The 12,854-nt window shown below is 72.4% G+C and carries 14 protein-coding genes and 1 riboswitch; of the genes, 8 read left to right on the top strand and 6 right to left on the bottom strand.

The features are described 5' to 3' along the window. Positions 1-81: 81 nt before the first annotated feature. Both ACZ6RT_RS23710 and ACZ6RT_RS23705 read left to right on the top strand, forming a co-directional pair. On the top strand, positions 82-225 hold the full coding sequence (locus tag ACZ6RT_RS23710; protein WP_470156145.1) for a hypothetical protein: 144 nt from the start codon (positions 82-84) through the stop codon (positions 223-225). Continuing rightward, the gene (locus ACZ6RT_RS23705) at positions 222-1,625 is read left to right on the top strand and encodes a GH1 family beta-glucosidase (RefSeq protein WP_399193209.1); all 1,404 of its coding nucleotides are present in this window, start codon (positions 222-224) and stop codon (positions 1,623-1,625) included. Before ACZ6RT_RS23710 ends, ACZ6RT_RS23705 begins: the two co-directional genes overlap by 4 nt. Here ACZ6RT_RS23705 and ACZ6RT_RS23700 read toward each other — a convergent pair. Together ACZ6RT_RS23700 and ACZ6RT_RS23695 are read right to left on the bottom strand one after the other, a co-directional pair. Then, positions 1,588-2,355 (bottom strand): MerR family transcriptional regulator, encoded by a 768-nt coding sequence (locus ACZ6RT_RS23700; protein WP_470156142.1) that lies wholly within the window; start codon positions 2,353-2,355, stop codon positions 1,588-1,590. The two genes, ACZ6RT_RS23705 and ACZ6RT_RS23700, sit on opposite strands and share 38 nt — an antisense overlap. Then, a complete protein-coding gene (locus ACZ6RT_RS23695; RefSeq protein ID WP_399193205.1) occupies positions 2,342-3,628 on the bottom strand; it encodes an MFS transporter in 1,287 nt (428 codons plus the stop codon). Before ACZ6RT_RS23695 ends, ACZ6RT_RS23700 begins: the two co-directional genes overlap by 14 nt. Before the next feature lie 205 nt (positions 3,629-3,833). On the opposite strand from ACZ6RT_RS23695, the gene ACZ6RT_RS23690 reads away from it, so the two are divergent. Together ACZ6RT_RS23690 and ACZ6RT_RS23685 are read left to right on the top strand one after the other, a co-directional pair. After that, complete coding sequence (locus ACZ6RT_RS23690) at positions 3,834-4,037, top strand: CopG family transcriptional regulator (RefSeq protein ID WP_344900793.1); 204 nt, start codon at positions 3,834-3,836, stop codon at positions 4,035-4,037. Continuing rightward, the gene (locus ACZ6RT_RS23685) at positions 4,034-4,417 is read left to right on the top strand and encodes a type II toxin-antitoxin system death-on-curing family toxin (protein WP_470156140.1); all 384 of its coding nucleotides are present in this window, start codon (positions 4,034-4,036) and stop codon (positions 4,415-4,417) included. The genes ACZ6RT_RS23690 and ACZ6RT_RS23685 overlap by 4 nt, the downstream gene beginning before the upstream one ends. 52 nt (positions 4,418-4,469) lie before the next feature. Here the strand turns inward: ACZ6RT_RS23685 and ACZ6RT_RS23680 are convergent, their stop codons facing one another. The 3 genes from ACZ6RT_RS23680 to ACZ6RT_RS23670 all read right to left on the bottom strand — a co-directional run bounded on the left by ACZ6RT_RS23680 (position 4,470) and on the right by ACZ6RT_RS23670 (position 8,434). Continuing rightward, a complete protein-coding gene (locus tag ACZ6RT_RS23680; protein WP_470156138.1) occupies positions 4,470-5,858 on the bottom strand; it encodes an extracellular solute-binding protein in 1,389 nt (462 codons plus the stop codon). Further along, complete coding sequence (locus ACZ6RT_RS23675) at positions 5,855-7,837, bottom strand: VWA domain-containing protein (protein WP_399193199.1); 1,983 nt, start codon at positions 7,835-7,837, stop codon at positions 5,855-5,857. Before ACZ6RT_RS23675 ends, ACZ6RT_RS23680 begins: the two co-directional genes overlap by 4 nt. A gap of 291 nt (positions 7,838-8,128) precedes the next feature. After that, positions 8,129-8,434 carry a hypothetical protein gene (locus ACZ6RT_RS23670; RefSeq protein ID WP_399193197.1) on the bottom strand — a complete coding sequence of 102 codons (306 nt, stop codon included), beginning with the start codon at positions 8,432-8,434 and terminating at the stop codon, positions 8,129-8,131. Between the two features lie 216 nt (positions 8,435-8,650). Here ACZ6RT_RS23670 and ACZ6RT_RS23665 point away from each other — a divergent pair, with 216 nt between their 5' ends. Beyond that, complete coding sequence (locus ACZ6RT_RS23665) at positions 8,651-9,832, top strand: pyridoxal phosphate-dependent aminotransferase (protein WP_399193195.1); 1,182 nt, start codon at positions 8,651-8,653, stop codon at positions 9,830-9,832. 154 nt (positions 9,833-9,986) lie between these two features. On the opposite strand, the gene ACZ6RT_RS23660 is transcribed toward ACZ6RT_RS23665, so the two are convergent. Beyond that, positions 9,987-10,355: a hypothetical protein gene (locus ACZ6RT_RS23660; protein ID WP_470156135.1), complete on the bottom strand. Its 369-nt coding sequence runs from the start codon at positions 10,353-10,355 to the stop codon at positions 9,987-9,989. A gap of 59 nt (positions 10,356-10,414) precedes the next feature. On the opposite strand from ACZ6RT_RS23660, the gene ACZ6RT_RS23655 reads away from it, so the two are divergent. The 3 genes from ACZ6RT_RS23655 to ACZ6RT_RS23645 all read left to right on the top strand — a co-directional run. After that, a complete protein-coding gene (locus ACZ6RT_RS23655; RefSeq protein WP_399193191.1) occupies positions 10,415-10,816 on the top strand; it encodes a helix-turn-helix transcriptional regulator in 402 nt (133 codons plus the stop codon). 118 nt (positions 10,817-10,934) lie between these two features. Then, a riboswitch (ZMP/ZTP riboswitch) is annotated at positions 10,935-11,017 on the top strand. Next, entirely contained in the window at positions 10,990-12,015 is a 1,026-nt protein-coding gene (locus ACZ6RT_RS23650; protein WP_470156133.1) for a bifunctional 5,10-methylenetetrahydrofolate dehydrogenase/5,10-methenyltetrahydrofolate cyclohydrolase, read from the top strand. Its footprint overlaps the riboswitch before it by 28 nt. Positions 12,016-12,313: 298 nt before the next feature. Beyond that, positions 12,314-12,854: ricin-type beta-trefoil lectin domain protein (locus tag ACZ6RT_RS23645; RefSeq protein ID WP_470156131.1), on the top strand; the 541-nt coding region annotated here is incomplete at its 3' end.

Raw genomic sequence — 12,854 nt, 5'->3', positions numbered from 1 at the left:
GGATCGGGCGTGCATAGGGCTCCGGCGGCGCCGCGGGTGTCCCGGCCGGGCCCCACGGCCTCCGTAACCTCCGTCATCCCCGTGACCTCCGCGACCTTCGTGATGCCGGCGGCTCCGGTGGTCCTCGTGATCCTCGCGGCGTACGAGGTCCCGGAGGCGCTCGCGGGCGTGTCGTCCGGCGGGCATATCATCGGACTCATCATGGCAGAGATGATCAAGGTATGACCGCGCCCGAGGTCCGTGTCCCGGAGGCGGGCGCCTTCCCGCCCGGTTTCCTGTGGGGGGTGGCCACCTCCGCGTACCAGATCGAGGGGGCCACCGGCGCCGACGGCCGGGGCCCGTCGATCTGGGACACCTTCGCGCGCGTCCCCGGGGCGGTCGCGGGCGGGGAGTCGGGGGACCCGGCCTGCGACCACTACCGCCGATGGCCCGAGGACGTGGCGCTGCTGGCGGACCTCGGCGTGGGCGCCTACCGGTTCTCGGTGGCCTGGCCGCGGATCTTCCCCGAGGGCGCGGGCCGGGCCGAGCGCCGCGGCCTGGACTTCTACCGCCGCCTGGTGGACGCGCTGCTGGAGCGCGACATCGTGCCGTTCGTCACCCTCTACCACTGGGACCTGCCCCAGGCGCTGGAGGACCGCGGCGGGTGGCGGGTCCGCGACACCGCCGAGCGCTTCGCCGACTACGCCGCGACCGTGCACGAGGCCCTGGACGGCGTGCCGTACTGGACCACGCTGAACGAGCCGTACTGCTCCTCGATCACCGGGTACGCCGAGGGCCGCCACGCGCCCGGCGCCCGCGAGGGACACGGGGCCCTGGCCGCGGTGCACCACCTGCTCGTCGGGCACGGCCTGGCCGTCGCGCGCCTGCGCGAGAACGCCCGGCCGGGCGAGCGGGCCGGCGTCACCCTCAACATGTCGCCGGGCGTGCCCGCGAGCCCGTCGCCCGAGGACGCCGCCGCCGCCCGCCGGATGGACCTGATGGTCAACCGGCAGTTCACCGAGCCGCTGCTCGGCGGCGCCTACCCCGCGGACATGGCCGACGTGTACGGGGAGATCACCGACTTCTCGTTCCGCCGCGACGGCGACCTGGAGATCGTCTCGGCGCCGCTGGACTTCCTCGGGGTGAACTACTACTACCCGATCCACGCCGCCGCGGCCCCGTACGCCCAGCCCGACCCGGCGCTGCGGTCGGCCTACGACATCGGGGTGCGCACGGTCATGCCGGACGGTCCGCGTACCAGCGGGCTCGGCTGGCGGATCGAGCCGCGCGGCCTGTACGACACCCTCACCGGGCTCGCCGCGCGCTTCCCCGGGCTGCCGCCGATCCTCGTCACCGAGAACGGCTACGGCGACGCCGGGGACGCCGACCACACAGACGACACCGGCCGCATCGCCTACCTGGCCGAGCACCTGGCCGCGACCGCCGACGCCGTCGCCGAGGGGGTGGACGTGCGCGGCTACTTCTGCTGGTCGCTGCTGGACAACTACGAGTGGGCCCGGGGGTACGCCGCCCGCTTCGGACTGGTGCACGTCGACTACGCCACCCAGGTCCGCACCCCGAAGGCGAGCTACGGCTGGTACCGGGACGTCATCGCAGGCCGGGGAGCGCCTCCAGCCGCTCCATGACGCGGGCGATCACGACCTTCTGGGCGGGGTTCAGGGCGTCGCTCATGTACTGGTCGAAGAGCCCGTACAGCCTCTCGTCCAGGAGGTCGGCCTGCCCGTCCGGTCCGGTGAGATCGGCGACGAGCGCCCCGATCCGTTCGGCGAAGTCGTCGGCGAGGCGGCCGGTGACCTCCGGGTCCGCGTCCGCCTCCAGCCGGTCGAAGCGCAGGGCGAGCTCCGTCACCACCTCGATGACACCGGGGGCGGCGATGCGCTCGTAGAACCTGGTCAGGTGGGCGATGCCCTCCTCGCCGAGAAGGTGTGCCAGGAGAACGGACTGCTCCCGGTCGATCCTGTTCATGGCCGGTGAGGCGTCCGCGAGGGCGAAGGTCTCGAAGAACCGCGCGAGTTCCGGGGGCACGTCGGGGGAGGTGCGGTGCTCGCGGATCACCCCCAGCAGGGCCTTCTGCCTGGTGAGCCGGGCGATCTGGGCGTCGAGCTCGCGCTCCAGGCCGCTCAGCAGGTCGTCGTGGTCCTCCTGTTCGGAGTCCAGGACGTCCGCCACCTGGTCGAGGGGGATCCCGAGCGCGGCCAGCCGCCGGATGCGCAGCAACCGGATCAGGTCGTGGATCGTGTAGCGCCGGTATCCGCTCGCGTCGCGCCCGGGCTCGGGCAGGATGCCGATCCGGTGGTAGTGGCGCAGCGTGCGGACCGTCACGTCCGCGAGCGACGCCAGGTCACCGCTGCGCACGCTCGGTCACCCCCCGATCGGTGTCCTGGACGTCCTGCGTGTCCTGGACGTCCTGTGCGTCCCGTGTCTCCTGTGCGTCAAGGTTACGCAGCGCGGGTACGCGGAGCGCCACCAGCACGGTGACGGCCCAGACGACGCCCATCGTGGCCCCCGCGGCGGCCGGCCCGCCGAGATGGCCGATGAACGCGGCCGCGAGGATCCCCACCGGACCCGCGATCATCATGAGGGAGTTCTGCGTCCCCATCACGCGGCCGCGCACGCCGTCGGGGATCCGCTCGATCATGAGGACCCCGAGCAGGCTGCCGCACAGCCCCGACGAGAGCCCCAGCGTGAACGCCCCGGCGAAGACGACCCACATCGAGGGGAGGGCCGAGATCACGCCGACGCCCACGGCGGTGCCGAGCATCCCGGTCGTGAACCAGGCCCGGCGCGACCCGCGCGTCCCCAGACCGGCGTACAGGCCGCCGCCCACGAGCGTCCCCACGGCCAGCGCGGTGAGCACGAAACCGAGCATCTCCGGCCGCTCCAGCAGCGTGAAGTGCACCGGGAGGACGATCCCCTGCAGGGAGACGATCACCGTGACCAGCACCAGGTTGAGCACCGTGACCGCGAGCAGGAACCGGTCGCCCCGGAACAGCACCCGCCAGCCCTCCCTCAGCTGCTCGCGGCCCGACGAGGGCGCCGCACCGGTCCCGGCCGGGATCGCGCCCACGTCCCGGGGGATCAGAAGGGTGAGCATCGCCGCGGCGGACGACGTGCCGGCCGTGATCCACAGCACCATGGAGCCGTCGAACAGGACCAGCAGGCTCCCGGCCGCGGCCGGGCCGATCACCATGACCAGCGCGCCGAGGCTCTCCCTGACGCCCATGAGCCGTTCCGCGGAGATCCCGCCGTTCCGCACGATCGCGGGCAGGATGGCCTCGCGGGCCGTCATCCCCGGCACGTCCCCGACCGCGCCGATGACACCGAAGAGGATGAACCAGCCCAGGTTCAGCCCGGTCACGAGATCGACGAGGGGCAGGGCGGCCAGCGACGCGGCGGAGATCAGGTCGGTGATCACCGACGACGTGCGCCGGTTGATCCGGTCGATGACCACGCCCATGACCAGTCCCGCGACGAACGCCGGTACCGCGGTGGCGGCCGAGAGGATCCCGGCGGACAGGACGCTGCCCGTCGTCTGCAGCACGATCAGGGGCAGGGCCACCGCGGCGATCGAGTTTCCCAGCAGCGACAGGGCGTACGAGGTCAGATAGACCAGAGGGACGCGTTTCATGGGGCCCAGTGAAAACCATGACGCTACGTCCGGGGCAAGCGCCGGAACCGCGACGGGACGCGCCCGGATCCACGGGCACGGCCGCTCCTTCCCCTGCCCTGCCCTGTCATGGCGGACGGTGAAGCGGACGCGAACCGTGGGTGAGAACGCGTACACTCTCCGTCTGGTATCGCGGTGATACCAGATCCCGCATACGATCGGAGGCATGGCGATGACGTTGCGGCTTTCCGACGACCAGACCGAGGCCCTCAGGCGACGCGCGGAGAAGGAGGGACGGAGCATGCAGCAGGTCGCGCTGCACGCCATCGACGACTATCTCGCCCGGGTCGCCGACGACGATCTGACCGACGAACTCGCCGCCCAAGGAGCCGAACGGTTCGCGGAGCTACTGCGAAGGCTCGGAGAGTGACGGCGTTCATCACGCTGGAGCAGGGGCTGCGGATCGCGCGGGCGGCCGCCGGGATGCCCATCCAGGTGCGCGATCTGGGCCTGCTGGAGGCGGCATTGGTCCGTCCCCGGACCTCCGTGTTCGGTCAGGACGCCTATCCGGACGTGTTCACCAAGGCCGCCGCGTTGTTCCATTCGATCATCGCCAATCATCCGTTCGTCGACGGCAACAAACGGGCGGCCTGGCTCACGATGTACGTCTTCTGTGCCAAGAACGGCGTCAGGATCGAACCGTCCGACGACGACGAGGCCTACGACTTCGTCATCGCCGTCGCGTCGGGGAAGCTCACCGAGATCGACGAGATCGCCGGCGTGCTCCGGAGCTTCGCCGCGCCTGACTGAGCCGCCCGACTGAGCCGCCCGCTTGAGCCGTCCGCCTGAGCCGCCCGGCGGGTCAGCCGCCGGCGAGCGCCTTTCTCAGCTTGGGCGCCAGACCGGCCGTGAACGCCTTCGCCTCCTGGCATCCCGTGCGCCCCAGCGCCCAGCAGCTCAGCAGGTCGTGGACCTCGGTGCGGAAGACCCGGCTGAACTGGCTGTAGTACGGGGTGGACGGCCGGGGCCTGGCCTGTGTCAGGGCGCGCAGCAGCGTGTCGGGCGGCACGCTCTCGGCCTCGGGCTCGGCGGTGGCCCCGGGTCCCGCCCCGGACGGCGACGAGGACGAGGTAGAGGTAGAGGTAGAGGACGGGGACGCGGACGGAGCTCCGGACGGGGACGAAGACGGCGCCGACGCGGGGCCGTCGCAGTCGGCCCTCTCCTGCGCGTACAGGGCGGACACCCTGGCCGGGGCGAAGCCGCCGCACTGGTAGAGCAGCACCGCCGCCTCACGGCCGGTGAGCGCCGCCACCAGCCGCTGGGCCAGGTCGCGCCTGGGGGAGTGGCGGGAGACGGCGAGGTACTGGCCGCCCAGCACCCCCTGCCAGGGCAGCGGGGCCGCCGCGAAGCCGATCCCGCCGGACCCGCGTTCCCCGGAGAGCACCTCGTGGGCCGACGGCCAGTGCCGCAGGAACAGCGCGCGCCCCTCGCGGAAGGTGCTCAGCGAATCCGCCTCCTTGCCGCCCAGGGTCTCCCCGGAGATCACCCCGGTGTTCACCGCCTCGATGAGCCTGCGGACGGCCGCCACCCCCTCCTTCTCGGCGATCACCACCCGGCCGGTGGCGTCGACCACGTCCCCCCCGTTCGCCCAGATCGCCTCCAGCGCGTTGACCGTCAGCCCCTCGTAGGAGGCGAACTGGCCGGTCAGGCCGAGGTCGGTGCGGGTGGCACCGCTCCGCCTGGCCGTGGCCAGGACGATCATGTCCCGCCAGTCCGACGGCTCCCGCACGTCGTCGCGGCGGTAGAGCAGGCCGACGTCGGTGTTGATCGGCACCGCGTACCGGACGCCGTTCCAGCCGCCCGCGGCCCAGACCTGGGACAGGAAGTCGTTGGTCTCGCCGTGCATGACGGTGTCGACCGGGCGCAGGAAGCCCGCCTCGGCGAACTCCGGGATCCACTGGATGTCGAGGTTGAACACGTCGTAGTGGCCCGCCCTGGCCTGGGCCGCCGCGATCATGGCGCTGCGCTGCTCGTCGGCGACCGAGGAGATCGCCACGAAACACGCCCGGGGCCTGCCCGGGTGCCGGTTCCAGACGGCCTCGAGGGCCCGCTCGCGGACGCCTCCCGAGACGTCGGCACCGGTGGCGATGCGCAGGACGCAGCCGCCCGGGGAGGGGCCGGGGGGCGGCACGGGCGCGACGCTCGCCGTCAGGCAGAGCAGGCACAGGGCCAGTGCGAGCAGGCGGCTCATCCGGTGGCCGTCCGAAGCTCGTTGAACGCGTCGTCCAGTGTCTTCTCCGGATCGGTGCTCACGTCGTGGCAGGACATCAGCTCACGGTCACGCAGTTCCGGAAGCGGGGGAGTGTCGCAGCCGTGCAGGTCGAAGGAGAGCATCACCAGCCGGACGCCGCCGTGTCCCCGCAGGTCGGCCGCTGTCAGCCCGGCCGGGTTCCCGCCGTCGGTGAGCACCAGCACGATCCGCCGTTCCTGGGGGTCGCCGGTCCTTTCCATCCTGGCGAGGGCCTCCTTCAGGACGGGACGCATCGGAGGGTCGGGGCGCGAACCGGTGCGGTACTCGTTCAGGGCCGCGCCGAGCCTGTCGGCCAGGGCCTTCCCCCCGTCACGGACGGGAGCGGATTCGACGGCGTGGCCGTCGCCGGGGAAGAACGTCGCGATCCCGGTGGTCAGGTCACCGCCCCTGGACGTGACGACGAGCTGGGCCAGCTGGATCGCCGCCTCCAGCCGCGAGCGGCCGTCGTTCACCTTGTTGCGCGCCATCGAGCCCGAGACGTCGACCACGACGAGCACGTGCTCGCCGAGCGGGGTCCTCAGCTCGTGCAGCAGCGCCAGCACGTCCGGTCTCCAGTCCGCCACCCGCGCCTCGGCCTTCAACCAGGACGTCCGCTTGGGCAACCTGTCAAGGGCCAGGCGACCCCGGTCGTCGCGGAAGCCGTACCGGGGCAGGATCTCCCGCAGCGCGCCGCAGAACTCCTCGACGGTCCGGGTGATGACGAGGGGCCGTCTCAGGTCCGGCCACTTCTTGGAGACGCAGGTGTACCGCATGGCGTGACCACCCGCCGGGTAGACGGCCGTCAGCGGCTCGTACGCGGCCGACGGCCGGAGAGTGGTCGAGGGCCTTCCCCCGACCGTGCCGGGGGCCGCGCAGTCACCCGGTGCCGGTCCCGTGCCCGACAGGCCGAGGTTGAGCTCGTGGAGCTGCTGCTCGGTCAGGAGCATCGGGGACGCCTCACCGGATCCGGCGTACCGGCACATCAGGTCACGGGTGTCGTCGCTCAGCCGCGTCTTCGCGGACAGGTCCTCCTCGGGCAGGGGAGTGGCGGCCGTGGCCATCAGGCCCACGTTGGAGGCCCGGGGGTGGGTGCGCAGCACCTGCAGGCGGCTGCCGGTCTTCCCGCGCAGCAGCGAGGCCCAGTCCCGCCCGCCCGGGCGCCAGTCACCCTGGGTGAGGTCGTCGGCGAGTGCCGGGGACGCGGCGATGACCAGCGGGGAGGTCGCCACGACCGTCCGTTCGCCGAACGTCCGTCCCTCGGCCGGGGTCTCGTCCCTGCGCACGTAGTCGATCTCCTCGGCGAAGTCGGAGATCCACCCGTCCGGCCGGGCGCCCGGCGCCTCCCGCGCGGTCCGTTCCGTCGTCGGCTGGACGGGGAAGGTCCAGTCCCTCAGCCGTTCCCGGGCCTCACCGGCCCGCAGGCCGCTGACGGTGATGTTCACCTGGCGGCACCCCCACCAGTCGACCTTCCTCGCCATGAACTCCCCGGCGGCCCGCCGGATGACCGGCGCGGTCTCGTCGGAGGCCAGCAGGGTGATCTCGTCGGGGATCTGGCAGGTACGCCACGGCTCGTCCTTGGGGACCACGGCCAGGACCACGAGGACGGTGACCAGGACACCGGCGGTGAGAAAGCGCCAGACGTTCCTCTGCGTGACCCGGAAAAGGGACTCCAGCCGGCCGCTGACCCATCCGGGAAAGGCGCGGCGCAACCAGGTGGCGTTCCGCAGCAGCACGCCCGGGAAAACGGTCAGTGCCGTCAGCGCGAGAATCGCACCGATGAGGATCAGCTTCGAGGTCGTGGAAACGGAAAGGGCGAGAAGCACGAGAAGGGTTTGGACGAGGGCGTTGGAGAAACCCGTCACCAGCTGCCAGGCGCGGTTCGTCGGTCCGGTGTCGTCCGCGGGAGGGCTGGGCTCCCTGGTCTTCTCGCTCTGCACCATCTGTGGTCGTCTCCGCCGGTGATCTCCCCGAACCTGTGCGTTCACCTTACGTCGGCACATCACCCCCACGACCGGGTTCGTGTGATCCACAGAATGAGGGACGATTCACCGAGCATTTCCGGCCGACCGTATCAGCGGGCGCGAAAACGCGGGCATATTCGGTGAACACACCCGGTGGGCGGGCCATGTGAATCCGCCAGGTTTTCCGCGCCCGCCCCCCGCTCCGCCCGTCCCGTTCTGTCCCGCCCCCGCCCCCGCCCCCGCCCCCGCCCCTGCCCCGGTCCGCGGGCGTCAGGGCCGGGGGGAGTCCCGGCGCCAGCTCTTGCTCCAGCCGCGCTCGGAACGGCCTCCGGCCGCCGCCCGGCATTTCGGGCAGACCCGCTGTATCTCCTCGGCGGCGCCTCCCGACTCCGGGAACACGTCCGGCCACGGGACGTGGTGGAACCGCAGCAACCGGGACCGGCTCAGCGCCAGGCCGCACAACGTCTGGTTCGTCCCCGGACGCCAGGCATGGGCCTCCCCCGCCGGCATCCGCGTGCCCTCCTCGTCCCTCCACTCGCCCGACGCCGCGACCGAGGGCTCACCACGTGCTCGCATGTCCTTCTCCTTCCCGTGTTCCTGCCTGCCTGCCCACGGAAGAGGCCCTCTCGTGCGGACGGGGGAAAATTTCGTCCCGGGACCGCCCTCTCGCCCGCGCCGCGGGGGCGGCTCACCCGTCGACGAGGCGTCGTCCGGCCTCCGCGACCCCGGCCGCCCGCGCGAGGCCGTCCCGCCCGGGGACCGGTGGCGGGGACGGAGACTACGCTGGAGCGCGTGAATGACCCTCTGGTGGCGCGGATGCGCGGGTTCGGCACGACCATCTTCGCCGAGATGTCGGCGCTCGCCGCGCGGACCGGCTCGATCAACCTGGGACAGGGCTTCCCCGACACCGACGGGCCCCCCGCCATGCTGGAGCGCGCGGTGTCGGCGATCCGCGAGGGCGCCAACCAGTACCCTCCCGGGCCCGGCGTCCCCGAGCTGCGGCAGGCCGTCTCCGAGCACCGCAAGGACCACTACGGCCTCGGCTACGACCCCGACGGGGAGGTCCTCGTCACGGTCGGCGCGACCGAGGCCATCGCCGCGACGATCCTGGCGCTCTGCGAGCCCGGCGACGAGGTGATCGCCTTCGAGCCGTACTACGACTCCTACGCCGCCTCCGTCGCGCTCGCCGGGGCGGTGCTCCGCCCGGTCACCCTGCGCCCGGACGGGGGCCGCTTCACCTTCGACCCGGCCGAGCTGCGCGCCGCCGTGGGACCGCGTACCCGGCTGATCCTGGTCAACTCACCGCACAACCCCACCGGGACGGTCTTCACCCGCGCCGAGCTGGAGGAGATCGCCACGCTGTGCCGGGAGCACGACCTGCTGGCCGTGACCGACGAGGTCTACGAGCACCTGACCTTCGACGGCGTCGAGCACATCCCTCCGGCCACCCTGCCGGGCATGCGCGAGCGCACCGTGATGATCTCCTCCGCCGGCAAGACGTTCTCGGTCACCGGCTGGAAGACCGGCTGGGTCTGCGGCCCGGCCGAGCTCGTCCGGGCCGTGCAGACGGTCAAGCAGTTCCTCACCTTCACCGCCGCCGCGCCCTGGCAGCTCGCCGCCGCCCACGCGCTGCGCCACGAGCTCGGCTGGGTCGCCTCGCTCCGGGCCGACCTGGAGTCCAAGCGCGACCGCCTGACCGCCGGGCTGTCGGCGGCGGGCTTCGAGGTGTACCGCCCGGCGGGCACCTACTTCGTGCAGACCGACATCCGCCCCCTCGGCTTCACCGACGGTCTCGCCCTGACCCGGGAGCTGCCCTCCCTGGCCGGGGTGGTCGCGATCCCGACCCAGGTCTTCTACGCCCGTCCCGAGCGCGGCAGGCACTTCGTCCGCTTCGCCTTCTGCAAGAAGAACGAGGTCATCGACGAGGCCGTGACCCGCCTGAGAAGGCTCGGCACCGGCGGCGCCTCCTCCTGATAGGGGTACGGCCGGGCGGCGCGGGTCCGCGTCCCGGCCGGAACGCGGACCGGTCGGCCGGGGCGGCCGGGGCGTGCCGACCGGGAACGTCGATCGACCGCGTGATCGGCGGCCTGTCGCCACGATCGGTACGCGGTCGACCCCCGCCCGGCTCTCAGCGCGGAGTCAGCACCCCGATCCGCCACCCGTGGGCGGTCTTGAGCAACTGGTACACCAGGCGTTCGGCGGGGGCCGCGCCGGCGTAGTCCCAGGTGACATCGGCCCAGATGCTGTGCTCGGTGGCACCCATCACCGTGATCGACGGGACCGCCTTCTGCACCCCGTCGTACTGGCCGATCGCGTTCTCGAAGAACTCGCGCGTCCGGGAGGGGTCGGTGACGGCCTCGATCCGATCGGGAAACGCGATCAGGACGGCGTGGTTGTAGGAGCCGGCGATGCGCTCCACATCGCGTGACAGCAGTGCGTCGCGGTAGTCCTGGAAGAAGTCTCGGGCGGCCTCGTCGGCCCGTGTGAGCGTGTTCATGTGATCCACGGTAGATTGAGAAGCCGTCACGCTGGTGGCGGGATCTCACCTGGATCGTGATGAGTCAGTCCGTGGCCCTCGCCGCCGCCTCGCGCGACGCGCTCCTCACCCTGCGCAGGGTCGAGCGCCAGCAGCGACTCGTCGAGATCCTCGTCGCCCGCCGCGGCGTCCCGGCCTCGACCGGCGAGCTCGCGCGCTCCGTCGGGGCGTCACGGCGCAGTGTCGAGCGCGACCTGGCCCGGCTGCGCGACTCCGGTGTCCCGGTACGCTCCCGGCGCGGACCCGGAGGCGGGACCTGGCTCGCGCTGACGGGCGGAGCCGCGCCGCTCGCCCTGGACGTGGCGGAACTCGCCGTCCTCATCTCCAGCCTCGTCGCCCTGGGCCCGACGACGACCGCCGGCGCCGGCTCCGCGATGAACAAGCTCCTGTCGGCCCTCGCCGCCCACACGTCCTCCGCCTGACACGCGGTCCCCGGGGCGGCCACGCCCGCGCGGGCCGGTCCGCACGGGTGGCCGGAGGCGCCGGGCCGACCGGGCAGGGGCGGGACGGTTCGACCCCGGGGGAGCCGATCGGGCATCCTAGGAGGGACGCGACTGGCGGCAAGGGGATGGCATCAACCATCGGGGAGCTCGTCGTGGGAGTCGACCGCCTGGGCGCCCACGCCGAGAGGACGCGCATGTCCCGACCCGCATCGAACGTTCCCACGCCCACCGGCGACCACGAGGAGCAGGGCGAGGACACCGAGCACACCGAGGACACCGAGCACGGAGGCCGCCGGGCCCGGCTGCTTCCCGGTGGCCCGGTCGCCGAGCGGATCCTCGCCGACGTGGCCGCGCGGGCGGCCGCCCTGACCCGTACGGGGATCGTCCCGAGCCTGGCCACGGTCCTGGTCGGCGACGACGACGCCAGCGCCGGATACATCCGGATCAAGCAGCGCCAGGCCGCCGAGCTCGGGTTCGCCTCACCGCACGAGCACCTGCCCGCGAGCGCCACCCAGGAGGACCTGCACGCGGTCATCTCCGCCTTCAACGACGACCCGGCGGTGCACGGCCTGCTCGTGCAGCACCCCGTCCCGCGTCACCTCGACTACGACCGGGCGCTTCAGGTGATGGACCCGGACAAGGACGTCGACGGCATGCACCCGCTCAACATCGGGCGGCTGGCACTGGAGCTGCCGGGCCCGCTGCCGTGCACCCCGGCCGGTATCGAGGCGCTGCTGGCCTTCCACGACATCCCGGTCGCCGGTAGGGAGGTGGTCGTCCTCGGGCGCGGTGCCACGCTCGGCCGCCCGCTCTCGATCCTCCTGGCGCAGAAGCGGCCGACGGCGAACGCCGCGGTCACCGTCGTGCACACCGGGGTGAGCGACTGGCCCCGTTACACGCTCCGCGCCGACGTCCTGGTGGCCGCCGCCGGGGTGCCCGGCATCATCCGGCCCGAGCACGTCAAGCCCGGTGCCGTGGTCATCGGCGGCGGCGTGCGCTACGAGGGCAGGCGGCTGCTGCCCGACGTCGACGAGTCCTGCGACCGGGTGGCCGGGGCCATCACCCCCCGGGTCGGCGGGGTCGGCCCCACCACGGTCGCGATGCTGTTCCGCAACGCGATCACGGCGGCCGAGCGCGCGGCGGGCCTTTCCGCGGGCTCCCCGGGGGCTGCGGACTAGCTTCCACGAGCCCATGGGCTCCATGGGCTCCATGGGCTTCACCGGGCTCCTCGGCGAAAGGCGGCGTCCGGCAGGTTCCCTGCCGGACGCGTGCCCTGAGCGCCGTGTCGTCGCCCCGCGATCGATCTCAGTGCGTGTACCTTCTGCTCCGGAGAGTGATGGCCGGGCGTGCCCGCGGGAGCGGCAGGCGCGGCATCGGGCGGACCGGGCGGGATTCCGCCCGGTCACGACGACTCTCCACGTCACTCCTCGAACTCCTTCGAGGAGTCCGTACCTCGACGAAGGGAGAGCGGCGACGATGCGATGGAGAGTGAGGGTGGCGGGCGCGATGACGGCGATCGCGCTGGGATGCGCGGCGTTCGTCCCCGGCGTGCCACCCGTCGTGAACACCGCGGGCACGGTGAGCACTGCGGGCGTTGGGGGCACCATGAGCACGGGGGCGGCCTGGGGGCCGATCCGCAGCCACCAGAACTGGCGCTGCCTGGACGCCGACCTGGGCACGATCGGGCCGAACGGCACCAAGGTGCAGCTGTGGGGCTGCAACGGCTGGGACAACCAGTCCTGGAGCTACGACGTCTCCAGCCACACGATCCACAGCCGGGAGAACGGCCGGTGCCTGGACGCCGATCTGGGGACGATCAACGCCAACGGCACCAAGGTGCAGCTGTGGGACTGCAACGGCTGGGCCAACCAGAAGTGGATCTACGACGCGACGAGCCACACGATCTACAGCATGTACAACGGCCGGTGCCTGGACGCCGATCTGGGGACGATCAACGCCAACGGCACCAAGGTGCAGCTGTGGGACTGCAACGGCTGGGCCAACCAGAAGTGGAACG

It is taken from the genome of Streptosporangium sp. NPDC050148 (assembly GCF_055586505.1).
The sequence above is the reverse complement of the archived record's forward strand: the minus strand, read 5'-3'. Positions and strand labels throughout refer to the sequence as shown.